This window comes from Pseudomonas sp. P5_152, assembly GCF_033989915.1.
Lineage (GTDB): Bacteria > Pseudomonadota > Gammaproteobacteria > Pseudomonadales > Pseudomonadaceae > Aquipseudomonas.
Map to the genome: position 1 here is coordinate 2713456 of NZ_JASFAH010000002.1, position 26879 is coordinate 2740334.

Here is a 26879-nt window from a genome sequence, read left to right on the forward strand (position 1 = left end):
CAACGAGATCGTCGTGCCCCAACCCTCCCCAGCACCGGCAAGCCCCTTCACCCCGGCATTTGGCCTCGGCAACCCGCACTTGCAAACCCTGTGGGGGCCGCTGTGGCGCAAGACCACCCACCTGGAGCGGCAGCGCGAACGCCTGTGGCTCGATGACGGCGACTTCCTCGATCTCGACTGGCACGGCCCGCACAGCGTCGACACGCCCCTCGTACTGGTGTTGCACGGGCTGACCGGCTCCTCCAATTCGCCCTATGTCGCTGGCCTGCAACGTGCCCTCGCCGCACAAGGCTGGGCCAGCGTCGCGCTGAACTGGCGCGGCTGCTCGGGCGAACCAAATCTGCTGCCACGCAGTTACCACTCCGGCGCCAGCGAGGACCTCGCCGCGGCGATCAACCACCTGCGGGCAACGCGGCCCCTGGCCCCGCTGTATGCGGTCGGCTATTCCCTGGGGGGCAACATCCTGCTCAAACACCTGGGCGAAACCGGCAGCGCCAGCCAGCTACAAGGCGCGGTGGCGGTTTCGGTGCCCTTTCGCCTGGATCAGTGCGCCGACCGCATCGGCCAGGGCTTTTCCAAGGTCTACCAGGCGCACTTCATGCGCGAAATGCTCGCGTACATCAAGAACAAGCAGCGCCAGTTTCTCCAGGACGGACGCCACGAAGGCCTGGCGACCCTGGCCAGCCTCGGCTCGCTGGACAAGATGCGTACCTTCTGGGACTTCGACGGTCGGGTCACCGCGCCGCTGCATGGCTACGCCGATGCCCAGGACTACTACCGACGCGCTTCCAGCCGCTACTTCCTCGGTGAAATCCGCACCCCGACCCTGATCATCCAGGCCGCCGACGATCCCTTCGTCTACCCCCACAGCCTGCCTGAACCCGGCGAACTGTCGACCTGCACCCGCTTCGAGCTGCAGGCCAAGGGTGGGCACGTCGGTTTTGTCGACGGCACCTTGCGCACCCCGGGTTATTACCTGGAACGGCGCATCCCCCAGTGGCTGGCCCAGCCGGGTCGCGACTAGGACCATGGACAGTCAATCGGGCGAGTCGATCCGTTTCTGGCACACCGCCCCCTTGGCCGGGGTCGAACTGCTGTCGGCGCGCTACATCGAGCAACGCTTCGTGCCCCATGTGCACGATGGCTTTGTGATCGGCATGATCATGGCGGGCGCCCAGCGCTACCGTTATCGCGGTGCCGAGCACCTGGCCGGCAGCGGCACCCTGGTGGTGATCAATCCGGACGAACTACACACCGGGCACAAGGGCACCGAGGATGGCTGGCTGTACCGCGCGTTCTACCCGGACAACGGGCAGATCCTCGGGCTGCTGGCCGAACTCGAATTGCCCTCCCGCAGCTTGCCGGCTTTCGGCGCCACGCTGTATCGCGACCCGGACCTGGTCAGTGGTTTCTGTCAGTTGCACCGTTTGCTGGAAAGCCCGGCCAGCGCCCTGCAACAACAAACCCTGTGGCGGGAAACGATGCTCTCGCTGCTGCAACGCCATGCCGCCGTGGCCACGCCTGGGCAGCCGGGCCGAGAGCACCGCGCGATCGCCAGGGCCAAGGAATTGCTGCATGCGCAACTGGCCGCACCGCCATCCCTGGAAGCGCTTGCGGCGGCGGTCAACCTGTCGCCCTTCCACTTCGCCCGAGTGTTCCGCCACGCCACCGGCATGCCACCGCACACCTGGCTGATGCAACAGCGCATCGCCCAGGCCCGGGCGTTACTGCGCGAAGGCTGCCTGCCGCTGGCGGTCGCTACACAACTGGGGTTTGCCGACCAGAGCCATTTAAGCCGGCAATTCAAGAAGGTCTACGGCGTCGGCCCCGGCGCCTACCGCACCGCCAGAATGACCCCGTAGGAAATCTGCAAGATCATTCAAGACAACTCTTTGCCCCGTCGCGCAAGATGCCGGCACAAGGAGAGTCTCCATGACCCGTCAGCAACTTTTTTCCCGTGGTATCCGCGACAGTTTCGCCATGGCGGTGGGCATCCTGCCGTTCGGCCTGATCTTCGGCACCCTGGCCGGCGCGGCGGGCCTGACGCTGTGGCAGGCGGTCGGCATGTCACTGCTGGTGTATGCCGGCTCCGCACAACTGATCGCCCTCAGCCTGGTGGGCACCGGCGCCAGTGTGCTGGTGATCCTGTTGACCACCTTCATCGTCAACCTGCGTCATGTGCTCTACAGCGCCACCCTGCAGCCCCATGTCGGCCGTCTGCCGCAGCACTGGCGGCTACTCCTGGCCTTCTGGCTGACCGATGAAACCTTTGCCGTGGTCCAGCGGTTTTACCTGCTGCACGGCGACAAGCCCCTGGCGCAGTGGTACTGGCTGGGCGTCGCCAGCTCGCTGTATGCCTGCTGGGTGGGCAGTTCGCTGGCCGGCGTGCTGTTTGGCCAGGCAGTGCCGGACCTGGCGAGCTGGGGCCTGGAGTTCGCGATGCTGGCGACCTTTATCGGGATTGTGGTGCCGCTGCTGCGCAACCAGCCGCAAATTGCCGCGGCCCTGGCCGCCGGCGCCGTGGCCCTGGCCACCCTGCACTGGCCCTACAAACTGGGCCTGATGGCCGCGGCGTTCAGCGGGATCGCCGTGGGTGTGCTGCTGGAGCGCCGCCAACTGCAGCAACATCACACCAGGGAGCTGCGCTCATGAGTTACGGCTGGCTGATTCTGGGAATGATGGCGATCACCTTTGCCCTGCGCTACAGCCTGTTCGCCTGGCCCAACCTGAAGTTCCCGCCACTGGTACGCCAGGGGCTGCACTACGTACCGACGGCGGTACTGACAGCCATCGTGGTGCCAGGCATGTTGTTGCCCGATGGCCAGCATTGGGCGCTGACCCTGAACAATGCCTACCTGCTGGCTGGGTTGGCAGCCATCGCCATCGCAGCCACCACCCGCCACCTGTTGGCGACCATCGGTGGCGGCATGCTGGTGTTCTTTGGCTTGCGCTGGCTGCTGGGGCAGTTACCGCTTTAAGGCTCAGTCGCCGGTGGCAATCGCCCGCTGCGGATCGGTGATCCATTCGCTCCACGAGCCGGCGTACAGTGCCCCCAACGGGTAGCCGGCGAGGCACAGGGCAAACAGGTTGTGGCAGGCTGTCACGCCCGAACCGCAGTACGCCACCAGTTCACTCGGCGAGCGCTGCGCCAGCTTCTCGGCAAACCGCTGCTGGAGTTGCGCAGCCGGCAGAAAGCGTCCGTCCGGCCCCAGGTTATCGGTGAAGGCCGCACATGACGCGCCGGGGATATGCCCGGCCACCGGATCGATCGGTTCGACCTCGCCGCGAAACCGCGGCAGCCCACGGGCATCGAGCAGGGTCAGCTCCGGCCGAGTGAGGCGTTGCTGCAATTGGTCGGCGCTCAAGACCATGGCCGCGTCCGGGGTACCGCTGAACGTGCCACGGGTATTGCCCGGCGCATCCAGGCTCAGCGGCAGGCCGGCGGCGTGCCAGGCCTTGAGGCCACCGTCGAGGATAAACACCCCGTCACGCTTGCCCAGCCACGCCAGCAACCACCAGGCCCGGGCTGCATACGCCCCTGGACCGTCGTCATACAGCACCACCTGGCTGTCATTGTCGATGCCCCAGGCTTGCAGGCGCTCGATCAGGGCCTGCGGGTCCGGCAGTGGGTGCCGGCCGGTGACACCCTTGATCACCGGCCCGCTGAGGTCACGCTCCAGATCGGCAAACGAGGCGCCGGCAATATGCCCTTCGGCATAGCTGCGCTGGCCATAATCCGGATCTTCGAGGGCAAAGCGACAATCCAGGATCACCAGGGCGGCCTGCTCCTTTTTCTGGTCCAGGGCAAGGGGGCTGATCAGTTGCGCGATGGGCATAGCGGGCTCCTGTGAGGTAAGTCTTGGCGCGATCCTACTGCACTTCTTCGAGGGCCTGGCCCAGCGGCACGTAATACTCCTCGAACAAGGCGTCGATTTCCTCGCGCGATTGTTCGGTGACAAACCCGGCTTCCAGCACCAGCACCTGGTACACGCCGCGTTTAATGGCCTGTTCACTGAGGTGGCTGGAGTTTTCTCGGGTGGTACACAAAAAGCGCACCCAGGAGGTCAGGATGATCCAGGCGTTGAGCGTCAGGGATTCGATCTGCACCTTGTCCATGGCGAGGATGCCGGCGGCGACAAAACCGGCGTAGATCGCCGTGCCCTGGATCAGGCAGCGCTGGGAAAACCGTCGATAACGGGCCGCCAACTCCGGATCATTATCCAGCAGGTGCTCCAGGTCGCGGTGCAAAAACCGGTAGCGCCACATCGCGTCCAGCAGTTCCTGCAGGTAGTAACGCTTGTCTTCAACCGTGGCGGCGCGCCCTTGCGGCGGGCGCAGGAAGCTTTCCACCAGGGCCTCGTACTCACTGAACAACACGGCGATGATCGCCTGCTTGTTGGGGAAGTGGTAGTACAGGTTGCCCGGGGATATCTCCATGTGCGCGGCGATATGGTTGGTGCTGATACTGCGTTCACCCTGCTGGTTGAACAGCTCCAGGCTGTTCTGCACGATGCGCTCGCTGGTTTTTATTCGTGGGGCCATGGCTTGAGCTTTAATTCTGCTGTGCGTTGCGGGCATCTTACGACCTATCCGTCGGCGGATAAATCATCACATCCCGAGGAAGTCATTTGACTTTTTAGAGCATAGACTCTAAAAACTTCTCCATTATAAAAAAACCTGGAGCTACCATGCCCGCCGAAATTGCCTACCTGCAAGACTCCCAGCAGCCATTGAGTGAGCTTCACGACCTGTTTACCGCCCAGCGCCAGGCGTATGCGGCCAACCCTATGCCGCCTGCGGCCCAGCGCCAGCAGTGGCTCAAGGTCTTGAGCGACGTCCTGAGTGACCAGCGCCAGGCCTTGATCGAAGCGATCAGCGCAGACTTCAGCAACCGCAGCGCCGATGAAACCCTGCTCGCCGAACTGATGCCGAGCCTGCACTGCATTCATTACGCCAGCAAACACCTCAAGGGCTGGATGAAAGCCTCGCCACGCAAAGTAGGCGTGGCGTTCCAGCCGGCCAAGGCCAAGGTGGTCTACCAACCGCTGGGGGTCGTCGGGGTCATCGTGCCGTGGAACTACCCGCTCTACCTGGCCATCGGCCCGCTGGTCGGCGCCCTGTCTGCGGGCAACCGAGTGATGCTCAAGCTCAGCGAATCCACGCCGGCCACCGGCGAGCTGCTTAAATTCCTGCTGGCCAAGATCTTCCCTCAGGACCTGGTGACCGTGGTGCTGGGCGAGGCCGATGTGGGCGTGGCGTTTTCCCAACTGCCGTTCGACCACCTGCTGTTCACTGGCGCCACCAGCATCGGCAAACACGTGATGCGCGCGGCGGCCGAGAACCTGACACCGGTGACCCTGGAACTGGGTGGCAAATCCCCGGCCATCGTCTCCCACGACGTGCCGCTCAAGGATGCCGCCGAACGCATCGCCTTCGGCAAAACCCTGAACGCCGGGCAAACCTGTGTCGCTCCGGACTATGTGCTGGTGCCGCAGGACCGGGTTGAATCCTTCGTCGAGGCCTATCGCCAGGCGGTACGTGGCTTCTACCCGACCTTGGCGGACAACCCCGACTACACCGCCATCATCAACCCACGCCAACTGGCGCGACTGCACAGCTACCTGAGTGACGCGAGCGCCAAGGGCGCACAGTTGATCCCGCTGTTCGAGCAAGACCAGGACCGGCGCATGGGCCACAGCGTGCTGCTGAATGTCAGCGACGAGATGATCGTGATGCAGGACGAAATCTTCGGCCCGCTGCTGCCAGTGGTGCCCTACACGACCCTGGACCAGGCATTTGCCTACATCAATCAACGACCACGTCCACTGGCGCTTTACTACTTTGGCTACAACAAGGCCGAACAGAATCGCGTACTCCAGGAAACCCATTCCGGCGGGGTCTGCCTCAACGACACCCTGCTGCACGTTGCCCAGGACGACATGCCGTTTGGCGGTATCGGCGCTTCCGGCATGGGCCATTACCACGGCAGGGAAGGTTTCCTGACATTCAGCAAAGCCAAGGGCGTGCTGATCAAGCAGCGCTTCAACGCGGCCAAGTTGATCTACCCACCCTATGGCAAGTCGATCCAGAAGCTGATCCAGAAACTGTTCATCCGCTGACCCTTCACTGCCGGGTAAAAACAATAATGAACCCACGCTTTTGCGATGCCCCCGCGCTGTCACGGCGCGGCCTGCTCAAATTCAGTCTCGGCGCCAGCGCCTTCCTCGCCACCGCAGGCCTGGGCGCCAGCCTCAGCGGTTGCTCGGCCAGCAGCCCGGCCAACGGGTTTGCGATTATCCGCGACACTGACCTGAGTTTTTTGCGGGCGCTGTTGCCGGTGATGCTCGAGGGCGCCGTGGTGGCCGAAAAACTCCCCGCCGCTACCGAACAAACCCTGCGCAGCCTGGACCACGGCCTCGATCACTTGTCGCCAGAAATGCTCAAGCTGACCCAGCAACTGTTCGACGTGCTGGGCATGGCGGTCACCCGCGGGCCACTGACCGGAATCTGGGGCAGTTGGGAAAATGCCAGCAGCGAGGCCATCCGCCACTTCCTGCAACGCTGGCAGAACAGCTCGTTAAGCCTGCTGCGCATGGGCCACAGTTCGATCCTGCAACTGGTGATGATGGCCTGGTACAGCCGCGCCGAATCGTGGGCCCATTGCGGCTATCCCGGGCCACCGAAAGTCTGAGATCCAGGCACCTTCACCACCTGATAAATATAAGAGAGCCCCAGATGCCCGTACCCGATCCGTTTCGCGAAGGCATGGCCCGCGGCTGGAAAACCTACAACGGCTCACAACTGGCCAATGACCTGACCCTGGAAGCCGACATCGCCATCATTGGCAGCGGCGCGGGCGGTGGCACCACGGCCGAGATCCTCAGTGCGGCCGGCTACAAGGTGCTGCTGATCGAAGAAGGCCAGCTCAAGACCAGCAGCGACTTCAAGATGCTCGAAGACCAGGCCTACGCCAACCTCTACCAGGAGGGCATCGGCCGCATGAGCAAGGACGGTGCGATCACCATCCTGCAGGGCCGCGCGGTAGGTGGCACGACGCTGATCAACTGGACCTCGAGCTTTCGCACCCCCGAGCCGACCCTCGAACACTGGGCCAGGGAGCATGCCGTCAAGGGCCATAGCCCGGCGGACATGGCGCCCTGGTTCGAAAAAATGGAACAACGCCTCGGCGTCGCACCCTGGCTGGTGCCACCCAATGCCAACAACGAAGTGATCAAGAAAGGCTGCGAGCAACTCGGCTACAGCTGGCACGTGATTCCGCGCAACGTGCGTGGGTGCTGGAACCTCGGTTATTGCGGCATGGGCTGCCCGACCAACGCCAAACAGTCGATGATGGTCACCACCATTCCCGCGACCCTGGAAAAAGGCGGCGAGCTGCTGTACCTGGCTCGCGCCGAACAGCTGTTGATCAAGGACGACCAGGTCACCGGCCTGCTGTGCGTGGCCATGGATGAACGCTGCGTGGCGCCCACTGGTCGCACCATTACCGTCAAGGCACGGCACTACGTGCTGGCCGGTGGCGGGATCAACAGCCCGGCGCTGTTGCTGCGTTCCAAGGCACCCGACCCTCACGAGCGCCTCGGCAAACGCACCTTCCTGCACCTGGTGAACATGTCTGCCGGGCTGTTCGATGAAGTCATCAACCCGTTCTACGGCGCGCCGCAGTCGATTTACTCCGACCACTTTCAATGGCAGGACGGCGCCACCGGCAAAATGTCCTACAAGCTCGAAGTGCCGCCGCTGCACCCGGCGCTGGCCGCGACCCTGCTCGGCGGCTTCGGCGCCGAGAACGCCGCGCACATGCAGCAACTGCCCCATACCCACGCCATGCTCGCCCTGCTGCGTGACGGTTTCCACCCGGACAGCAGCGGCGGCAGCGTCGAGTTGCGCGGCGACGGCACGCCGGTGCTCGACTATCAGGTTTCCGACTACGCCTGGGACGGCCTACGTCGGGCCTTTCACAGCATGGCCGAGATCCAGTTCGCCGGTGGCGCCAAGGCCGTCATGCCGATGCACGCCGATGCGCGCTACGTCAACAGTCTCACCAAAGCCCGCACGTTGATCGACGGCCTGAGCCTGGAGCTGTATCGCACCCGCCTGGGCAGCGCCCACGTCATGGGCGGTTGCGCCATGGGCGAAGACCCGACCCACGCCGTGACCGACAGCCTCGGACGACATCATCAACTGCGCAATCTGTCGGTGCATGACGGCTCGCTGTTCCCCACCAGCATTGGCGCCAACCCGCAACTATCGGTCTACGGGCTGACCGCGCAATTGGCCAGCGCACTGGCCGAACGCCTGCGAAATCCATGAAAAAACTGCATATTCGCCTGGTCTATAGTGCGTTCTTAGCCCAATGGCGACTTGGCCGACCGGGAAGGCTGCGATACCATCCGACTCCCCAACGGATTCCCGCCAGGACGACGCGATGAACCGAGTGTTGTACCCAGGTACCTTCGACCCTATTACCAAGGGCCATGGCGATCTGGTCGAACGCGCCGCGCGCCTGTTCGATCATGTGATCATTGCTGTCGCCGCCAGCCCCAAGAAAAACCCGCTATTCCCCCTGGAACAGCGTGTGGAGCTGGCCCGCGAGGTCACCAAACATCTGCCGAACGTCGAAGTCGTCGGCTTTTCGACGCTGTTGGCGCACTTCGCCAAAGAGCAGAATGCCAATGTATTCCTGCGTGGTTTGCGTGCGGTGTCGGATTTCGAGTACGAATTCCAGCTGGCCAATATGAACCGCCAGTTGGCCCCGGACGTGGAAAGCCTGTTCCTGACGCCGTCCGAGCGCTATTCGTTTATTTCTTCGACGCTGGTCCGTGAAATTGCAGCCCTGGGCGGCGATATCACTAAATTCGTCCACCCGGCCGTGGCCGATGCTCTTACACTCCGGTTCAAGAAATAGACCCCGACTGTAGGAGCTGGCTTGCCAGCGAAAAACGTCAACGATTACGCAGTGCTATCAGAAAGTACACAGCGCCCTGACGTTTTTCGCGAGCAAGCTCGCTCCTACAGCGTCAATGCGGCACAATTGTGCGCATTAGTTTTCAGATGCCCGGGCCGACGACCCTGGCTGGAGTCCCCAATGTCCCTGATCATCACCGACGATTGCATTAACTGCGACGTCTGCGAACCCGAGTGCCCGAACGCCGCCATCTCCCAGGGCGAAGAGATCTACGTGATCGACCCGAACCTGTGCACCCAGTGCGTCGGCCACTATGACGAGCCGCAATGCCAGCAGGTCTGCCCGGTCGATTGCATTCCGCTGGACGAAGCCCATCCGGAAACTGAAGAGCAGTTGATGGAAAAGTACCGGATCATTACCGGCAAGGCGTAAGGAATCGCGAGCCTGCTCGCGATGAGGCCATAAGCAACCTCACCGCCACATCTGGATCAGCGCTGGCACCTGGGGCAAAACACACTCGCCCGCTGCCCCAGCTTCACCTCGCGAAGTTCTGTCCCGCAGACCTTGCAGCCCTCGCCGCCGCGGCCATAGACGAACAGCTCCTGCTGGAAATAGCCCGGCTGGCCGTCGCCGCCGACAAAGTCGCGCAAAGTGGTGCCGCCGCGCTCGATGGCGGCGGCCAGGATGCGCTTGATCTCGATCGCCAGCTTCAGGTAACGCGCCCGGGAGATGCCCTTGGCCTCGCGGCGCGGGTCGATCCCGGCGGCGAACAGCGCTTCGGTCGCGTAAATATTGCCGACCCCCACCACCACCGCGTTGTCCATGATGAACGGCTTGACCGCCATCGAACGCCCACGTGACAGTTGAAACAGGCGATCGCCGTCGAACAGGTCCGTCAGCGGCTCCGGCCCCAGGCGCAGCAGCAGTTCGTGGTTGAGCGGGTCAAGGCTCCAGAGCATCGCCCCGAAACGGCGCGGGTCGGTGTAGCGCAGGGCCAGGCCGGACTCCAGCTCGATGTCCACATGCTCATGCTTGGCCGCCGGCAGGCCGATTTCCACCAGGCGTAGATTCCCCGACATGCCCAGGTGACTGATCAAGGTGCCGACCTCGGCGTTGATCAGCAAATACTTGGCACGCCGCTCCACCAGCACAATGCGCTGCCCGGACAGGCGCACATCGAGGTCCTCGGGGATCGGCCAGCGCAGGCGCCGCTCACGCACCACCACCCGGCTGACGCGCTGGCCTTCCAGGTAGGGCGCAATCCCGCGGCGGGTGGTTTCGACTTCCGGCAATTCAGGCATGGCGTACTCGGCTCAGGAAAGGTCCGGCGCTCAATGGTGCGCGCCGAGTTCACGGATCGTCTGTTTGAGGTTCTCGAAGTCGTAGTCCGAGAGGCCGACATAGTCGAGTACCAGGTGACCGATGCTGTCCCACTCATGATCTTCGGTCTGGTTGCCCAGGACCCGGTACGAGGCACAGATGTGTTCCGCCATCTTGAGGATCGCCAGCAGGTTCTTCAACTGACTGTTGCGCGAGGACTCATCGCTGAAGATCGCCAGGGCATTGTGATGATTGGCGATAGCGTGGCTGACATGTTCCGGCAGGCGCCAGGACTTTGCCGTGTAGTAGCCGACCACCGCATGGTTGGTGTTGAACGCATGGTTTTCCGTGTCCACCACCCGGCAATCGACGCCGGCGTTGGCATAGGCCTGTTCCAGCACTGCCATATAGTTGGGGAAGCGCTTGAGCATCAGCGGCACGCCACAGTCGTGGAACAGCCCCAGGGCATAGGCTTCGTCCACCGCTTGCGAGCCGATGCGCTTGGCCAGGCTGAGGCTGGTCATCGCCACGTCCTGCGCCGTGTCCCAGAAACGGTTGAGGGTGACGATGGTGTCGTCATTCATCTCACCCTTGATCGACTGCGCGTTGATCATGTTGATCACCGAGCGGCTGCCCAACAGGTTCACCGCCCGCTGGATCGAGGCAATCTTGTTGCTCAGGCCGAAATACGGCGAGTTGACGATTTTCAACAACGCGCCGGAGAGACCCGGGTCCTGGGAGATCAGCTTCGCGATCACTTCAAGGTCCGGGTCCGGCATGTACTGTTCCATCTGCAAATCCACCATGATTTGCGGTTGAGGCGGAACGCTGATGCCTTGCAGGGCCTGCTGAATCTGTTCGGAAGATAGCTCTTGGGACATAAGTACTCACTCTGGGCAGGCGGCGATTCTACCCCTTAAGCGCAGGTTGCCGACACCTCAAACCGCTCCCGCAGTCCATCCGGTGAGCCCGCCAACGGCTGCGCAACAGGGTATACTCCCGCTCTTTTTTCTGGAGCGACGTCATGTCCCTGCCAAGCTTGCGCCTCAAAGCCAATGCCGACCGTCGCCTGCGCGCCGGCCACCTGTGGGTCTACAGTAACGAAATCGACGTAGCCGCCACCCCGCTGCACGGCTTCAAGGCCGGCGACCAGGCGATCCTGGAAGCCGCCGGTGGCAAGCCGCTGGGCATCGTCGCCATGAGCCCGAACAACCTGATCTGCGCCCGCCTGCTGTCGCGCGACATCAAGCTGCCACTGGACAAGTCGCTGCTGGTGCACCGCCTGAACGTCGCCCTGTCGCTGCGCGAGCGCCTGTTCGACAAGCCGTTCTACCGCCTGGTCTACGGCGATTCCGACCTGCTGCCGGGCTTGGTAGTCGACCGTTTCGGCGACATCCTGGTGGTGCAGATCGCCTCGGCGACCATGGAAACCCATAAAGACGACGTGATCGCCGCGTTGACCCAAGTGCTCAAGCCGAGCGGCATTCTGTTCAAGAATGACTCCGCCGCGCGCGACGCCGAAGGCCTCGAGCGCTACGTCGACACCGTGTTCGGCCTGGTGCCGGAGTGGGTCGCCCTGGAAGAGAACGGGGTGAAATTCGAAGCGCCGGTCATTCAGGGCCAGAAAACCGGCTGGTTCTACGACCACCGCATGAACCGCGCCCGCCTGGCCCCGTACGCCAAAGGCAAGCGTGTACTGGACCTGTACAGCTACATCGGTGGCTGGGGCGTGCAGGCTGCCGCATTCGGCGCCAGCGAAGTGTTCTGCGTCGACGCCTCGGCCTTCGCCCTCGACGGCGTTGAGCGCAACGCTGCGCTGAACGGCTTTGCCGACAAGATGACCTGCATCGAAGGCGACGTGTTCGAAGCCCTGAAAGAGTTGAAAGCCAGCGAAGAACGTTTCGACGTGATCGTGGCCGACCCGCCGGCGTTCATCAAACGCAAGAAAGACATGAAGAACGGCGAAGGCGCCTACCGTCGCCTGAACGAGCAAGCCATGCGCCTGCTCAACAAGGACGGCATCCTGGTCAGCGCCTCGTGCTCGATGCACCTGCCCGAAGATGATCTGCAGAACATCCTGCTGACCAGCGCCCGCCACCTGGACCGCAACATCCAGCTGCTGGAACGCGGCGGCCAGGGCCCGGACCACCCGGTACACCCGGCCATCGCCGAAACGCGCTACATCAAGAGCATCACCTGCCGGCTGTTGCCCAACAGCTGATAACGCAAAACCTATGTAGGAGCGAGCGCCCGCTTGCGGCGCCCGCTTGCGGCTTGCTCGCTTGCGGCTTGCTCGCGATGGAGGTTAACGATAACGCGGGGAACCTGATACTCCGCGGTGTCATTGAACTCATCGCGAGCGGGCTCGCTCCAGGTGCAGGACACATTCTGATCCACTACCGAAGCGACAACCTCCCACCCCACGCCTACCGTTTTCTCTTCCCATCACCGAAGAGGACAACGGAATGTCCAACACGCCAAAAGCCCATCGATTACGCACAGGTCGGCACTCGCAATCCGGTCGTATCTATCACCTGACCGCTGTCACCCATGAACGACAACCATTCTTCCAGGATTGGCACACTGGCCGCTTTTTGGTGCACGAGTTCAGAAGGGCTCAGGAAGCCGGCTATGCCACGTCGATAGCCTGGGTCATCATGCCGGATCACTTTCATTGGCTGGTTGAATTGCACAACGGTGATTTGCCGAGACTGATGCAGGCGGCCAAATCCAGAAGTGCTCGCGCCATCAACCAGCAAAGAGGTCGCCACGAAACACTATGGCAAAAGGGTTACTTCGATCGGGCCTTGCGTCGCGAGGAAGACCTGAAAGCCATCGCCCGATACATCATCGCCAACCCTTTGCGCGCCGGGCTTGTGACTCGAGTTGGAGACTACCCCCTGTGGGATGCCATGTGGATTTAATACTGTAGGAGCGAGCTCGCTCGCGATGGTGGTCAACGATAACGCGGGGAACCTGACACCCCGCGGCGTTCTCGGGTTCATCGCGAGCGAGCTCGCTCCTACGGGGGTGGTCGCCAAACGTCCTGTGAATGCTTGCAGCCATTCCCTCCAGCCGCCAGCGGTGTAGAATCGAACGATTCATCGCCAGTCATCCCCCGGCGGGTTTATGAGCTCAAGCTGAAGCGCGCGGCGATCCCGCAAAGTTCTCGGCAACTTCCGGACACCCGGCTATTTCTGAGTGTTCCAGACGTCAATAGAAGCTCACTTCCCTTTTGATACCTGATTAGCCGCCCGGAGTGCTTCATGCCAGATTACCGCTCGAAAACATCCACCCACGGTCGCAACATGGCCGGTGCTCGCGCTCTGTGGCGCGCCACGGGGATGAAAGATGACGACTTCAAAAAGCCGATCATCGCCATTGCCAACTCCTTTACCCAATTCGTCCCGGGCCACGTGCACCTCAAGGACCTGGGTCAACTGGTTGCCCGCGAGATCGAGCGCGCTGGCGGTGTGGCCAAGGAATTCAACACCATTGCAGTCGATGACGGCATCGCCATGGGTCACGACGGCATGCTCTATTCGCTGCCGAGCCGCGAGATCATCGCCGACTCCGTCGAGTACATGGTCAACGCCCACTGCGCCGACGCGATCGTCTGCATCTCCAACTGCGACAAGATAACCCCCGGCATGCTGATGGCCGCCTTGCGCCTGAACATCCCGGTGATCTTCGTTTCCGGCGGTCCGATGGAAGCCGGCAAGACCAAGCTCGCCTCCCACGGCCTGGACCTGGTTGACGCCATGGTCATCGCCGCCGACTCCAGCGCTTCTGACGAGAAAGTCGCTGAGTACGAGCGCAGCGCCTGCCCGACGTGCGGCTCGTGCTCCGGCATGTTCACCGCCAACTCGATGAACTGCCTGGTTGAAGCCCTCGGCCTCGCGCTGCCGGGCAACGGCTCGACCCTGGCCACCCACAGCGACCGCGAACAGCTGTTCCTGCAAGCCGGGCGCACCATCGTCGAACTGTGCAAACGCTACTACGGTGACAACGACGACTCGGTACTGCCGCGCAATATCGCCAACTTCAAGGCGTTCGAAAACGCCATGACGCTGGACATCGCCATGGGCGGTTCCACCAACACCATCCTGCACTTGCTGGCCGCAGCCCAGGAAGCCGAGATCGACTTCGACCTGAAGGACATCGACCGCCTGTCGCGCCACGTACCGCAACTGTGCAAGGTCGCGCCGAACATCCAGAAGTACCACATGGAAGACGTGCACCGCGCCGGCGGGATCTTCTCGATCTTAGGCTCGCTGGCCCGTGGCGGCCTGCTGCACACCGAGCTGCCGACCGTGCACAGCAAGACCATGGCCGAAGGCATCGCCAAGTGGGACATCACCCAGACCACCGACGAAGCCGTGCACCACTTCTTCAAGGCCGGCCCGGCGGGCATCCCGACCCAGACCGCATTCAGCCAGTCGACCCGCTGGGAAACCCTGGACGACGACCGTGAAAACGGCTGCATCCGCAGTGTCGAGCATGCCTATTCGCAAGAAGGCGGCCTGGCCGTGCTGTACGGCAACATCGCCCTGGACGGCTGCGTGGTGAAAACCGCCGGTGTCGACGAGTCGATCCACGTGTTCGAGGGTCGCGCCAAAATCTACGAAAGCCAGGACAGCTCGGTGCGCGGCATCCTCGCCGACGAAGTCAAAGAAGGCGACATCGTGATCATCCGTTACGAAGGCCCGAAAGGCGGCCCGGGCATGCAGGAAATGCTCTATCCGACCTCCTACCTCAAGTCCAAGGGCCTGGGCAAAGCCTGCGCCCTGCTCACCGACGGTCGCTTCTCCGGCGGCACCTCGGGCCTGTCCATCGGCCACGCTTCGCCAGAAGCCGCTGCCGGCGGTGCGATTGGCCTGGTGCAGGATGGCGACAAAGTGTTGATCGACATTCCCAACCGCTCGATCAACCTGTTGGTCAGCGATGAAGAACTGGCGGCACGCCGCGTCGAGCAGGACAAGAAAGGCTGGAAGCCGGTTGAAGTGCGCCCACGCAAAGTGACCACTGCACTGAAAGCCTACGCCCTGCTGGCCACCAGCGCCGACAAGGGTGCCGTGCGTAACAAGGCGATGCTCGACGGGCTGTAAGGCTTAACCGTCGAACAAAAAAATACCCCGCCAAGTGCGGGGTATTTTTTTGGACAACATCCGGTCAGCTGTAGGAGCGAGCCTGCTCGCGAAAAACCTGAGAGCACCGCGGGGTATCAGGCTTCCAGCGTTATCGTTGACGACCATTGCGAGCAGGCTCGCTCCTACAGTGAAGCAAATCCTTACTGGATTTCCTCCGGCTTGACGATCACCCAGTTCTTGTCCGCCGTCACCGGCAGCCCTTCTTTGGCCTGGGCCGCAGCGTGCTTGGCCATCATGCCGTTGATCTGGGCCATGTATTTGTCCTTGCGGTTGACCCACAGGTGGATGCCGCCCTTGGCCACGTCGACACTGTGAAACAGCATGTAGCCGTCGCTGGTCGGAGTGTCGCCGCCCACCAGCACTGGTTTTTTCCACTCGTCGATGTAGATCAGGATGGCGGCCTGCTTGCCAGCCATCCAGGTCGCTGGGGTCCACAGGTATGGGGTCAGCTCCAGGCCCAGGTTGGCCTTCTCGTCATACTTGCCGGCGGTGATCTGCTTGCGCGCGGTGGTCAGCTCGCCGCTTTTGCGGTCCTTGAGCAGCATTGTCACGCCGATCACGTTTTGCGGTTTGACGTTGTAGCCATACTTGGGATCGGAGGCGACCATGCGTACCAGCTCTTCCGAGGCGGCGGTCATCACGTAGACCTCGATGCCGTTTTCCATCAGCTTGTTGTACAGCTCGGCTTGCCCGGTGAAGATCTTCGGCGGGTTGACCTCGATGGTCTTGACCACGTCGCCTTCGTAATAGGTGCTAGGCACCGGCTTGCCGGAGGCCATCAACTCGTCGACGTAGCCCTTGAGTTCCTTGAGGGTGAAACCGGAAAAGACCTGGGCGACCCATGGGTAGCAGACCATGTCATCGAGCTCGCACAGCCGGTAGTAGTAACTGAACAGGCTTTCCTGGTGCTCGGCGGTGTCCTTGAACGGAATCAGTTTCAGGGAGGGGTCCAGCTTCTCGCGGGTGATCAGGCCTTTGTTTTCCATGAACGGCAACAGCGACTCTTCCAGGTCGTAGCGGTAGCTGGTGTTGTCCATGTCGAACACCGCGTAGTTACCCTTGTTGGCGTTGGCCGCGATCATCGCGTCCAGTTGCTTGGCCTGTGCCTCGGGCCAATGTTTGAGATCGGTGGCGAAAACCTGGCCGGCAAGGCCCAGGCACATGGCGACGGCTAACACTTGCGTAGCGACTTTCATGTGCATTTCTCCCTGAATGAAAGCCATCGACGCTAACAAATCTGCATGACAGTCCTCGTCTGAGCACGACCGCTTGCGTGCTGATTCCGTCACCGGCATAACCGACAGCGTCAGCTCCTTATTCCAAAAACGACAGTCACCATGCGTTTTTGGTATTAATTTTATAGATATCAAGCTGTTAGGCTTGCCGGTTCGCAATTGCCCCGCGAGGCGATTGGCACAAGTCTTTTTTGGAGTCTCGATGAATCTGCCGCTGATCCTCAATCTGCTGGTGTTCCTGGCCTTGCTGTTTGGCCTGGCACAAACCCGCCACACCACCTGGAGCCTGGCCAAGAAAGTGCTGCTGGCGCTGGTCATGGGCGTGGCGTTTGGCGTGGCCTTGCACACGATTTACGGTGCCGGCAATCCAGTGCTCAAAGCCTCCATCAGCTGGTTCGACCTGGTGGGTAACGGTTACGTGCAATTGCTGCAAATGATCGTGATCCCCCTGGTATTTGCTTCGATCCTCAGTGCTGTTGCCAGGCTGCACAACGCGTCCTCCCTGGGCAAGATCAGCTTCCTGACCATCGGCACCCTGCTGTTCACCACCGCTATCGCGGCGCTGATCGGCATCGGCCTGACCAACCTGTTCGGCCTGACCGCCGAAGGCCTGGTGGCCGGCACCCAGGAAATGGCACGCCTGCAAACCATCCAGAGCGACTACGCGGGCAAGGTTGCCGACCTGAATGTGCCGCAGTTGCTGCTGTCGTTCATCCCGCAGAACCCGTTCGCCGACCTGGCCCGGGCCAAGCCGACGTCGATCATCAGCGTGGTGATTTTTGCCGCCTTCCTCGGTATTGCAGCCCTGCAACTGCTCAAGGATGACGTGGAAAAAGGTCAGAAAGTGATCAACGCCATCGACACCCTGCAAGCCTGGGTGATGCGCCTGGTACGCCTGGTGATGAAGTTGACCCCCTACGGTGTGCTGGCGCTGATGACCAAAGTGGTCGCCGGTTCCAACCTGCAGGACATCATCAAGCTCGGCAGTTTTGTGGTGGTGTCGTACCTGGGCCTGGGCCTGATGTTTGTAGTCCACGGCCTGCTGGTGGCGCTGGCCGGGATCAACCCGCTGCGCTTTTTCCGCAAGGTCTGGCCGGTACTGACCTTCGCCTTCACCAGCCGCTCCAGCGCCGCGAGCATCCCGCTGAGCATCGAAGCGCAAACCCGCCGCCTGGGGATTCCGCAGTCGATCGCCAGCTTCGCCGCTTCGTTTGGCGCCACCATTGGCCAGAACGGCTGCGCTGGTCTCTATCCGGCGATGTTGGCGGTGATGGTCGCCCCGACCGTGGGCATCAACCCGCTCGACCCGCTGTGGATCGCGACATTGGTGGCGATTGTGACGTTGAGTTCAGCCGGGGTGGCCGGGGTCGGCGGTGGTGCAACCTTCGCCGCGCTGATCGTGTTGCCGGCCATGGGTTTGCCGGTGTCTTTGGTGGCGTTGCTGATTTCCGTCGAGCCGCTGATCGACATGGGCCGCACGGCGCTGAACGTCAGTGGTTCGATGACAGCCGGGGCGATTACCAGCCAGATCATGCAACAGACGGATAAAGACGTGCTGCTGGCTGATGAGCATGAGGAGTTGGCGCACGCTTGAGTCTTTGAGCGGCTGAGCGGGCCTCATCGCGGGCAAGCCCGCTCCCACATGGGTCTTGGTCGAACACAAATATGTGTTCACCGCAGATCCCTGTGGGAGCGGGCTTGCCCGCGATGCTTTTAGGCTTTCTCCCAGATTTCGAAGCTGTACGCCGGTTTGTCGCCTTCGGCCGGATTCAGCGCATTCGACACCAGTTTCCACTGGTTCAACTCAAACTCCGGAAACCACGCATCACCCTCGGGGCTCAGCGCCACGCGGGTCAGGTACAGCCGATCGGCCTGGGCCAATCCTTGCGCATACAGTTGCGCACCGCCAATCAGCATCAGCTCATCGACACCTTGTTCCAGCGCCCATTCCTGCGCTCGCTCGACGGCGGCTTCCAGCGACGGATAGACCTCGGCACCCTCCAGCTGCAAGTCGGCCTGGCGACTGACCACGATGTTCAACCGCCCCGGCAGTGGGCGACCGAGGGAATCCCAGGTCTTGCGACCCATGATGATCGGCTTGCCCAGGGTAGTGGCCTTGAAGTATTTGAAATCCCCCGGCAAGTGCCAGGGCATGCTGTTGTCGACGCCGATCACGCGGTTTTCACCGAGGGCTGCGATCAGGCTGAGGGGGAGTGTTTTTTTCATGGCGAGGAGGATACCAGAGCCTCGCTTTCCCCGATAAGCGCCACAGCGGTTATGCTCAGCACTCACTTAAGCGACGGGATGACGCGTGACTGATCTGCACACACTCTGGCTAACCGAAACCATCCGTCTGCGCGAGGAACACGCCGGCGCCCTGGAGGATTCGCAAGCCAACCGTCTGGCCCGCAATGCCGGTGGCGACCTGCCCAGCCGCATCCAGGCCCGTGCCAGTTGGCTGGCCGAACGCGATGGCCTGACCGCGGCCCTGCGCCATTGGCTACAAGGCGCGCGCCTGGCACTGCTGGTCCTGGCCGTGCTGGCGATCCTCAGTGGCGCCGGCCTGGCATTTGCCGCCCTGGGCGATGGCCAGGCTCCGGTCAATGTGTTCTGGGCCCTGGGCAGCCTGCTCGGGCTGAACCTGATTCTGCTGCTCAGTTGGGCCTCGGGGCTGATCCTCGCCGCCGACTACGGCGCCACCCTCGGGCGCCTGTGGCTGTGGCTCAGTGAAAAACTCGCCCGCGATGCCAAGGCCGCCCACCTGGCGCCGGCACTGCTGCTGTTGCTACAACGGCACAAACTCAATCGCTGGTTGCTGGGCCTGCTGGTCAATGGCCTGTGGCTGGTGGTGATGCTCAGTGCGCTGGTCATGGTCCTGACGCTGATGGCGACCCGGCGCTATGGGTTTGTCTGGGAGACCACCATCCTCAGCGGCGAAACCTTCGTCGCCCTGACCCAGGCCCTCGGTGCCCTGCCTGCGCTGCTGGGGTTCAGCGTGCCTACCGAAGAAATGATCCGCGCCAGCGGTGACGCCGCCCTGAACCTTGAAAGCGCCCGCCAAGCCTGGGCCGGCTGGCTGGTCGGCGTGGTGCTGGTGTACGGTGCATTACCGCGCCTGCTGCTGACCCTGCTGTGCCTGTGGCGCTGGAACCGTGGCCGCGCGGGCTTGCAACTGGACCTGAAATTGCCCGGCTACGCCCAATTGCGTGAACGCCTGATGCCCAGCAGCGAGCGCCTTGGTGTCAGCGATGCCGCGCCAGAGCGCCTGCATCAGGTCGAAAGCGCGAGCAGCGCCCTGCACAGTGACGGCGCGCTGTTGGTAGCCATCGAGCTGGACGACCAGCGCCCGTGGCCGCCGGCCCTGGCGAAGAACGTCAAGGATGCCGGGATCCTCGACAGCCGCGAGTCGCGGCAAAAGCTTCTCGAACAACTGACCCGCTTCCCGCCGGCCCGCCTGCTGATCGCGTGCGACCCCCGGCGCTCTCCGGATCGCGGCAGCCTGGCGCTGATCGCCGAACTGGCCCAGAGCGCCAGCGCCACCCGTGTCTGGCTGCTGCAGGCACCGCCCGGCCAGGCGTTGGACGCCGACCGCCTGGGGGACTGGCATGCCGCCCTGCAGCAATTGGGCTTGCCCTTCGCCGATTGCGCACCGATGAACTGGCTGGAGTCGGGTCATGACTGATGCTCAACCAAAACCGCTGAAGCTCGCCGTAGTCGGCCACACCAACGTCGGCAAAACCTCCTTGTTGCGCACCCTGACCCGGGATGTCGGCTTTGGCGAAGTGTCCCATCGCCCCAGCACCACCCGGCATGTCGAAGGCGCGCGTTTGTCGGTCGATGGCCAGGCCCTGCTGGAGCTCTACGACACGCCAGGCCTGGAAGACGCGATCGCCCTGCTCGACTACCTCGAACACCTGGAACGCCCCGGCGAACGCCTCGACGGCCCTGAGCGCCTGGCGCGTTTCCTCGACGGCAGCGAGGCGCGCCAGCGCTTTGAGCAGGAAGCCAAGGTGCTGCGCCAACTGCTGGCATCCGACGCCGGGCTGTATGTGATCGATGCCCGCGAACCGGTGCTGGCCAAGTACCGCGACGAACTGCAGGTGCTGGCCAGCTGCGGCAAGCCGCTGCTGCCGGTGCTGAATTTCGTCAGCAGCGCCGACCATCGCGAACCGGAATGGCGTGAAGCCCTGGCGCGCCTGGGGCTGCATGCGCTGGTGCGCTTTGACAGTGTCGCGCCGCCGGAAGACGGCGAACGCCGGTTGTATGAAAGCCTGGCGCTGATGCTGGAGAACTCGCGCGGGCAACTCGAGCGCCTGATCGCCGACCAGCAGGCGCAACGCCTGGCGCGCCAGCAAAGCGCCGCCCGCTTGATCGCCGAACTGCTGATCGACTGCGCCGCCTGCCGCCGCAGCGTGGCCAGTGACGCCGGGCAGGAACAGCAGGCCATCAGCGACCTGCGCAAAGCCGTACGCCAGCGCGAACAGCGCTGCGTCGAGGCGCTGCTCAAACTCTACGCCTTCCGCCCGCAGGACGCCGCCGCCAGCGATTTGCCGCTGCTGGACGGACGCTGGGGCGATGATTTGTTCAACCCCGAAACCCTCAAGCAACTGGGTGTGCGGGTCGGTAGCGGGATCGCTGCAGGAGCGGCGGCCGGGGCAGGCGTCGACCTGCTGGTGGGCGGCCTGACCCTCGGCGCAGCCGCGCTGGCCGGCGCCATTGCCGGCGGCGCCCTGCAAACCGCACGCAGTTATGGCAGTCGTTTGCTGGGCAAGATCAAGGGACAACGCGAATTGACCGTCGATGACAGCGTGTTGCGCCTATTGGCACTGCGCCAGCGCCAACTGGTGCTGGCCCTCGACCAGCGCGGGCATGCCGCGATGGACAGCATCAAGGTGGATACGCCGCAGGATAAAGACTGGCGCGAAGGTAAGCTGCCCGAAGCCCTGAGCAAGGCTCGGGCGCACCCGCAATGGTCGTCACTCAATCCCCATGGCAAGTTGAGCCAGGCCGAGCGCCAGGAGCAGGTGGAGCTGTTGGCCGAAAAGGTAACTTAACCCTTTGTCACTAGCTTTGTTTAGCGTTTCGCGACTCGCTTTTAGTATGCTGCTCCAACCGCAACGCGAAGGTGAACTCCCTATGCTTGGCCAGATAACGAAATCGGAGAAAATACTGTGAGGCTCGACAAGTTGCGAGTAAAAAACTATCGCTGCTTCGAACAGTTCGAGATCGACTTCGATCCGCATCTGACCATCCTAATTGCTTCCAACGGTGGCGGTAAAACTACCATTCTAGATGCTGCCCGAGTCGCACTATGGCCATTCATCAAAGGCTTCGACCTGGGCAGTCAGACTGGAAAATCTGCCACTATTCAGATAGAAGATGTGCGTCTCACTCAGTTCAGTACTGGCAACATGGAGCCTCAAACGCCGAGCACTATTGAAGCCTATGGAGCATGGGCGGACATGAATGAGCCGAACAATTGGTTACAGCAGCGCGTGAGACTGAAAAAGGGTACCAATACCATCGGCGATACAGGGAGCAAGGCCCTTACGTCCTATGGTAAGTCTCTGCAAGAACAGGTGCGTGGTGATACCAATGTAACGCTGCCAATGGTTACCTACTTAGGGACTTCCCGACTCTGGTTCGAGGGCCGCTTCACCTCTGTTGCGGCCCAAACCACTCTCGACAGAAGCGAGTACTCCCGAACGTCCGGATACCTGAATTGCCTATCCTATTCGTCCAGCTTCAAAACCTTCACCGCTTGGTACGGCTGGATCTATCGCAGCTATCGTGAGGCACAACTAATTGCTCTGGAGCGCAGTACGAAATTGTCCGATACAGGACAACGCTTCGAGCGGGTCATCACGGCCATCAAACATGCCATTGATCTACTAATAAAGGCGCCGACTGGTTGGCACAGCCTTGAGTACAGTGAGAGTCATCACCAGCAATTGGTCATGCACCACCCCGAGCATGGAGTGTTGTCCGTAGACATGCTCAGCGATGGACTGCGCAACACAATTGCCATGGTTGCCGATCTCGCGTTTCGTGCATGCAAACTCAACCCACACCTCGGTGAGCGAGCAGCGCTTGAAACCCCTGGCATTGCCTTGATAGATGAAGTGGATATGTTTCTGCACCCATACTGGCAACAAACAATAATAGGGGGGTTGCGGGCCGCTTTCCCCGCGATGCAATTCATTGTAACGACGCATAGTCCCCAGGTTCTTAGCACCGTACGGCGTGAAAATATCAGGGTGATTGGCAAAGATGCCCACGGCCAAATGGTCGCTTCCCAACCCCTTGCCATGACCTACGGCGAGCCGAGCAACAGCGTTCTCCACAGTGTGATGCAAGTCGATCCGCAGCCGCCAGTTGATGAAAAGCCCGATTTATTAAGACTCACAGAGTGGGTGGACAAGGGTCGGTATGAAGAACAACCAGTAATCGACCTGATGCAGAGACTGATCGCAACGCTTGGCGAACAGCACCCTCAGTTGCAACGACTTCAACGCAGCATTAGACGACAACAGGCGTTGAAGGGATGAGGTCTGTTATTAAGCGTGGATACGGCCCTTTTCAGCTGAACAACTCACATGCTAGTCCGCCAACAACCAGCGATGCGGCAACCACTCGTTGGAGTAGCTTTGGCTATAAGAGCCAAGTTCTGGACCATCTGCTAGAAGAGCAATACGGGCTGTGCTGCTATAGTGAAATCCGGCCTGACCGGGCTGGACTGGGCTTTCACATAGAGCATGTCGAAAACAAGAGCCAGCATCCTCAACGAACCTTTGCTTACGACAATTTGGCAGCTAGTGCACTGGATAGTGTGAGTGATCTGCAGGCGTTCAAGGCGCAACGAGCTGAACTTTTCGGCGGGCACGCGCTTGGCAAATCTAGCGGGGTCGACATGGGCCGCTTCGTCTCGTGTCATCAACCCGACTGTAAGCATTTTTTTGCCTATTTGTCCGATGGGCGTGTAGTCCCTGCTGACGGATTGTCGAGCCAGGAAGAAGAGCGGGCTCGATACACAATCGATTTGCTCAATCTGAATAGCTCCTACCTTCAAGATTTGCGTAAGCGCTGGTGGGACGAGTTAGAAGAGCTTTTCGATGAGCATATTGATCAGACAATGGATCTACATTGCCTCGCGGGTATTGACCTTATCCCCACTGGCGGAAGGCTAAGCCAGTTCTTCAGTATCACCCGGGAATTCTATGGGAGCGTTGCCGAACAAGTACTAGAACAGAATGCCCCCCTCTTACGATAACTGGTTTAGACAGCACTCAGTTCTCCAATGCACAAAACAAGTGCCACCGGATGCACCTACCAAGACCCGAGCTGGTTCACTTTCGCAGAGGATTTCGACCAGCCACATAATTGCTTTGCGAACGGTCACGCAGCGCTCAGCAACTGCAACGCCTTCTCTTTCAGCATGTCCAGGTCGATCACCGGCACCTGCATTTCCTTCGCCTGCTCATCCCACTGGCGCATGCGCAAACTGACAGCGCACAGTGGGTCCTGCTTGAACGCTTCGGCTTCGGCGGGTGTCATCACTCCGCCCTGATATTCCAGCGTGCGACGGCTGGCTTCGCTCAGGCGCTCGTAGTACCCAGGCTCGGTCAGCGTCAGGTAACGCTTGGCTTGCACGTGATACTCCACCAGCCGCGCCATGCGCTCGCCAAAACCCAGGCGACGCAGGTAGTCGGCGCCGAGGCGTTCGTGGCTGACCACCCCGAAGCCGCCCATGTTCTCGGCATTCTCGGTGCAGATGTGCCCGATATCGTGGAAGAACGCCGCCAGCACTACTTCATCGTCGAAGCCTTCGGCCATGGCCAGTTCGGCAGCCTGGGACATGTGCTCGATCTGCGACACCGGCTCGCCGATGTAGTCACTGTCACCGAAGCGCTCGTACAAGCCGAACACCTCGGCAATCACCTGCTCATTGCGATCCATCAGTGCTCCCCCAATATCGCCTTGAGATTACGTTCGGCCATCGCCGGCCCGACACTCATGCCCACACCGGTGTGCATCAACGCCGCATGCACGCCGGGTGCGGCCTGCAGAAACGAAAAGGGCGTAGGCCCTTGAGCACCATAGACGCCCTGCCAGCGCTCGACCACCTGCACCTTGCAACCCAGGGTCTGCTCGGCCAGTTCGAGCATCCAGTCATCCACCTGCTCGGCATTGAACGGCGACGGATCGCTGCCGTAATGGTGGGAGTCGCCGATGATCAGTTCGCCATGGGGCGTCGGGCTGATCAACAGGTGAATGCCCTGTTCATGCAGGTGCGGGGTCTCACGCAGAATCTGCGCCTGCACGGCCTGCGCTTGCGGCAAGTCGGCGAAAGCGCCGTAGTGCACGCAGCTCAATCCGGTGAGCAAGGCGTGTTGCAAGTTGAGGTCGATCAGCGGCCGGGCGCGGAGCATTTGCAAGCGACAGACCTGTGGCTTGAGCGCGGCAATGGGCTCGGCCAGCAGGGTTTGATAGTCGTGACCGGAGCAGACAATGATCTGCTCGCCACTGAAGCTGCCCGCAGTGCTGTGCACCCGCCCGGGTTCGACGTCGCGCACTAGGGTCGAGAAGTGGAACTCGACCGCCAACTCCCGACGCAGGTAGTCGATCAAGGCCGGGATGGCCTCGCGGGAATACAGTTGCTGATCGTCCAGGCCATGCAACGCCGCGCGATGATGGCTGAACTGGCCGCCATACAGGTCACGCAATGCCGCGCCGCGCAGCAGTTCGACGCGGTAACCGTGCTCGATCGCGCGGCCTTCGCAGAAGGCTGATAACAGCTGCTCTTCAGCTTCGGTGCGGGCAAACAAATAGGAGCCGTTGCGCTTGAGCTGCAAACCGGCGAGCTGTGCCCATTGGCCCCAGATCTCGCGACTGGCCTTGGCCAGCTCGAGCATCTGGCCGGGAGGCTGGCCGGTGACCAGGGCCTGGCCAAAGTTGCGCACCGAGGCGCCCAAAGGCGTGGCGCTGCGCTCGAAGACCCTGACCTTGAGGCCACGTTTGGCGGCGGCATAGGCGTGAGACAAACCGAGAATGCCGGCGCCGACGATCAGCAGGTCGTTGTGTTGTGTCATTAAAAGATGTCCTGAATTCAAAGCCGCCTTCGCGGGCAAGCGGGGCGGCGCTCCGCTTGCCCGCGATAGGGCCCCTCAGCCAATAGAGAGCTTACTTGGCTGCCACTTTCTCGGACTTGCCGTCATACCGCTTGCGCCACTCGGTCAGGATCTCATCGCGGTTTTTCGAGGCCCAGGCGAAGTCGTTCTTGATCAGGCGCTGCTCGTAGTCGGCCGGCAGTTCGGTCTGCGGCTTGGCGATGCCAGGCTGGGCGAGCACGGCGAAGTTTTCCTTGTACAGCTCCATTGCCGCGGTGCTTGCAGAGAAGTCGGCGAGTTTCTTCGCAGCCTCTTCATGGGGCGTGCCCTTGATGACCGCGGTGGCTTCGATTTCCCAGCCCAGGCCCTCTTTCGGCAGGACGATGTCCAGCGGTGCGCCCTGGCGCTTCAACTGCACGGCCGGGTATTCGAAGGAAATGCCGATCGGGAATTCCCCGGCCGCCGCCAGCTTGCAGGGCTTGGAACCGGAGTGAACGTACTGGCCAATGTTCTGGTGCAGGTCGTCCATGTACTGCCAGCCCTGCTTCTCGCCAAAGGTCTGCAGCCAGGCGCTGACGTCAAGGAAACCGGTACCCGAGGACGCCGGGTTGGGCATGACGATCTTGCCTTTGTATTCAGGCTTGGTCAGGTCCTGCCAGCTCACCGGCTTGCTCAGGCCCTGCTTCTCGGCTTCCACGGTGTTGAAGCAGATGGTCGCGGCCCACACGTCCATGCCCACCCAGGCTGGCGGGTTGGCGGCATCGCGGTAGTTGCCGCCGATCTTGCCCAGCTCCTTCGGCGCGTAGCTTTGCAGCATGCCTTGCTGATCGAGGATCGCCAGGCTCGACGCCGCCAGGCCCCAGACTGCATCCGCCTGCGGACGGGCTTTTTCCGCCAGCAGCTTGGCGGTGATGATGCCGGTGGAGTCACGTACCCACTTGATCTCGACATCCGGGTTGGCCGCTTCGAACGCCTGCTTGTAGGTTTTCAGCTGTTCGGCTTCCAGTGCGGTGTAGACAGTCAGTTCGGTTTTCGCCGCGAAGGCGTTCATGCTGAAAGCAGTGAGGACAGCAGCGGCTAGAGCCAAGGGCTTGAACATGGTGCGGTTCCTTTCAGGTGCGGATCAGAGGGTTGTGGGTTG

Annotated in this window: 26 protein-coding genes; 17 read left to right on the plus strand and 9 right to left on the minus strand. The window is 61.8% G+C overall.

Annotated elements, in window-relative coordinates:
- Positions 1–13: 13 nt before the first annotated feature.
- The 4 genes from QMK50_RS12425 to QMK50_RS12440 all read left to right on the plus strand — a co-directional run bounded on the left by QMK50_RS12425 (position 14) and on the right by QMK50_RS12440 (position 2978).
- A complete protein-coding gene (locus QMK50_RS12425; RefSeq protein WP_320333206.1) occupies positions 14–1024 on the plus strand; it encodes a hydrolase in 1011 nt (336 codons plus the stop codon).
- Positions 1025–1028: 4 nt separating this feature from the next.
- Positions 1029–1862 (plus strand): AraC family transcriptional regulator, encoded by an 834-nt coding sequence (locus QMK50_RS12430; RefSeq protein ID WP_320333207.1) that lies wholly within the window; start codon positions 1029–1031, stop codon positions 1860–1862.
- A 70-nt stretch (positions 1863–1932) separates the two neighbouring features.
- Complete coding sequence (locus tag QMK50_RS12435) at positions 1933–2652, plus strand: AzlC family ABC transporter permease (RefSeq protein ID WP_320333208.1); 720 nt, start codon at positions 1933–1935, stop codon at positions 2650–2652.
- A complete protein-coding gene (locus QMK50_RS12440) occupies positions 2649–2978 on the plus strand; it encodes an AzlD domain-containing protein (protein WP_320333209.1) in 330 nt (109 codons plus the stop codon). The genes QMK50_RS12435 and QMK50_RS12440 overlap by 4 nt, the downstream gene beginning before the upstream one ends.
- Before the next feature lie 3 nt (positions 2979–2981).
- On the opposite strand, the gene QMK50_RS12445 is transcribed toward QMK50_RS12440, so the two are convergent.
- On the minus strand, positions 2982–3836 hold the full coding sequence (locus QMK50_RS12445) for a sulfurtransferase (RefSeq protein ID WP_320333210.1): 855 nt from the start codon (positions 3834–3836) through the stop codon (positions 2982–2984).
- 34 nt (positions 3837–3870) lie between these two features.
- On the minus strand, positions 3871–4542 hold the full coding sequence (locus QMK50_RS12450) for a TetR/AcrR family transcriptional regulator (protein ID WP_095164574.1): 672 nt from the start codon (positions 4540–4542) through the stop codon (positions 3871–3873).
- A gap of 146 nt (positions 4543–4688) precedes the next feature.
- On the opposite strand from QMK50_RS12450, the gene QMK50_RS12455 reads away from it, so the two are divergent.
- The 5 genes from QMK50_RS12455 (at position 4689) to QMK50_RS12475 (ending at position 9358) form a co-directional block, all read left to right on the plus strand.
- Positions 4689–6119, plus strand: a complete 1431-nt coding sequence (locus QMK50_RS12455; protein WP_159998426.1) for a coniferyl aldehyde dehydrogenase — start codon at positions 4689–4691, stop codon at positions 6117–6119.
- Positions 6120–6145: 26 nt separating this feature from the next.
- On the plus strand, positions 6146–6691 hold the full coding sequence (locus QMK50_RS12460; protein WP_159998428.1) for a twin-arginine translocation pathway signal protein: 546 nt from the start codon (positions 6146–6148) through the stop codon (positions 6689–6691).
- A 44-nt stretch (positions 6692–6735) separates the two neighbouring features.
- Entirely contained in the window at positions 6736–8331 is a 1596-nt protein-coding gene (locus QMK50_RS12465) for a GMC family oxidoreductase (protein ID WP_320333211.1), read from the plus strand.
- Positions 8332–8446: 115 nt separating this feature from the next.
- Entirely contained in the window at positions 8447–8926 is a 480-nt protein-coding gene (gene coaD, locus QMK50_RS12470) for a pantetheine-phosphate adenylyltransferase (RefSeq protein WP_040071510.1), read from the plus strand.
- A 180-nt stretch (positions 8927–9106) separates the two neighbouring features.
- The gene (locus tag QMK50_RS12475) at positions 9107–9358 is read left to right on the plus strand and encodes a YfhL family 4Fe-4S dicluster ferredoxin (protein ID WP_038358877.1); all 252 of its coding nucleotides are present in this window, start codon (positions 9107–9109) and stop codon (positions 9356–9358) included.
- Between the two features lie 56 nt (positions 9359–9414).
- On the opposite strand, the gene mutM is transcribed toward QMK50_RS12475, so the two are convergent.
- Together mutM and QMK50_RS12485 are read right to left on the minus strand one after the other, a co-directional pair.
- Positions 9415–10227 (minus strand): bifunctional DNA-formamidopyrimidine glycosylase/DNA-(apurinic or apyrimidinic site) lyase, encoded by an 813-nt coding sequence (gene mutM / locus QMK50_RS12480; protein WP_095164595.1) that lies wholly within the window; start codon positions 10225–10227, stop codon positions 9415–9417.
- A 30-nt stretch (positions 10228–10257) separates the two neighbouring features.
- A complete protein-coding gene (locus tag QMK50_RS12485; protein ID WP_095164599.1) occupies positions 10258–11127 on the minus strand; it encodes an HDOD domain-containing protein in 870 nt (289 codons plus the stop codon).
- A gap of 143 nt (positions 11128–11270) precedes the next feature.
- Between QMK50_RS12485 and QMK50_RS12490 the strand changes: the two genes are divergently transcribed.
- The 3 genes from QMK50_RS12490 (at position 11271) to ilvD (ending at position 15354) form a co-directional block, all read left to right on the plus strand.
- Positions 11271–12467: a class I SAM-dependent rRNA methyltransferase gene (locus tag QMK50_RS12490; RefSeq protein WP_095164601.1), complete on the plus strand. Its 1197-nt coding sequence runs from the start codon at positions 11271–11273 to the stop codon at positions 12465–12467.
- 244 nt (positions 12468–12711) lie between these two features.
- A complete protein-coding gene (locus QMK50_RS12495; protein WP_320333212.1) occupies positions 12712–13170 on the plus strand; it encodes an REP-associated tyrosine transposase in 459 nt (152 codons plus the stop codon).
- A 342-nt stretch (positions 13171–13512) separates the two neighbouring features.
- A complete protein-coding gene (ilvD, locus tag QMK50_RS12500; protein WP_320333213.1) occupies positions 13513–15354 on the plus strand; it encodes a dihydroxy-acid dehydratase in 1842 nt (613 codons plus the stop codon).
- Between the two features lie 182 nt (positions 15355–15536).
- Here ilvD and QMK50_RS12505 read toward each other — a convergent pair whose 3' ends face one another.
- The gene (locus QMK50_RS12505; protein WP_320333214.1) at positions 15537–16592 is read right to left on the minus strand and encodes a haloacid dehalogenase-like hydrolase; all 1056 of its coding nucleotides are present in this window, start codon (positions 16590–16592) and stop codon (positions 15537–15539) included.
- A gap of 241 nt (positions 16593–16833) precedes the next feature.
- Between QMK50_RS12505 and QMK50_RS12510 the strand changes: the two genes are divergently transcribed.
- Positions 16834–18225, plus strand: coding sequence for an L-cystine transporter (locus tag QMK50_RS12510; protein ID WP_159998436.1), 1392 nt, complete (start codon positions 16834–16836; stop codon positions 18223–18225).
- Between the two features lie 119 nt (positions 18226–18344).
- On the opposite strand, the gene QMK50_RS12515 is transcribed toward QMK50_RS12510, so the two are convergent.
- Complete coding sequence (locus QMK50_RS12515) at positions 18345–18857, minus strand: dihydrofolate reductase (protein WP_159998438.1); 513 nt, start codon at positions 18855–18857, stop codon at positions 18345–18347.
- An 85-nt stretch (positions 18858–18942) separates the two neighbouring features.
- On the opposite strand from QMK50_RS12515, the gene QMK50_RS12520 reads away from it, so the two are divergent.
- The 4 genes from QMK50_RS12520 (at position 18943) to QMK50_RS12535 (ending at position 23901) form a co-directional block, all read left to right on the plus strand.
- Positions 18943–20313, plus strand: a complete 1371-nt coding sequence (locus QMK50_RS12520; RefSeq protein ID WP_320333215.1) for a DUF2868 domain-containing protein — start codon at positions 18943–18945, stop codon at positions 20311–20313.
- The gene (locus tag QMK50_RS12525) at positions 20306–21685 is read left to right on the plus strand and encodes a DUF3482 domain-containing protein (protein WP_320333216.1); all 1380 of its coding nucleotides are present in this window, start codon (positions 20306–20308) and stop codon (positions 21683–21685) included. The genes QMK50_RS12520 and QMK50_RS12525 overlap by 8 nt, the downstream gene beginning before the upstream one ends.
- A gap of 117 nt (positions 21686–21802) precedes the next feature.
- Positions 21803–23179 (plus strand): AAA family ATPase, encoded by a 1377-nt coding sequence (locus QMK50_RS12530; RefSeq protein ID WP_159998444.1) that lies wholly within the window; start codon positions 21803–21805, stop codon positions 23177–23179.
- Positions 23176–23901, plus strand: a complete 726-nt coding sequence (locus QMK50_RS12535) for a retron system putative HNH endonuclease (protein WP_159998446.1) — start codon at positions 23176–23178, stop codon at positions 23899–23901. Before QMK50_RS12530 ends, QMK50_RS12535 begins: the two co-directional genes overlap by 4 nt.
- A 125-nt stretch (positions 23902–24026) precedes the next feature.
- On the opposite strand, the gene QMK50_RS12540 is transcribed toward QMK50_RS12535, so the two are convergent.
- From QMK50_RS12540 to QMK50_RS12550, 3 genes are all read right to left on the minus strand, one after another.
- Positions 24027–24587 carry a phosphonate degradation HD-domain oxygenase gene (locus tag QMK50_RS12540; protein WP_320333217.1) on the minus strand — a complete coding sequence of 187 codons (561 nt, stop codon included), beginning with the start codon at positions 24585–24587 and terminating at the stop codon, positions 24027–24029.
- On the minus strand, positions 24587–25720 hold the full coding sequence (locus QMK50_RS12545) for a TIGR03364 family FAD-dependent oxidoreductase (RefSeq protein ID WP_159998450.1): 1134 nt from the start codon (positions 25718–25720) through the stop codon (positions 24587–24589). The genes QMK50_RS12540 and QMK50_RS12545 overlap by 1 nt, the downstream gene beginning before the upstream one ends.
- Positions 25721–25811: 91 nt before the next feature.
- Positions 25812–26837 (minus strand): putative 2-aminoethylphosphonate ABC transporter substrate-binding protein, encoded by a 1026-nt coding sequence (locus QMK50_RS12550; RefSeq protein ID WP_159998452.1) that lies wholly within the window; start codon positions 26835–26837, stop codon positions 25812–25814.
- Positions 26838–26879: the final 42 nt, after the last annotated feature.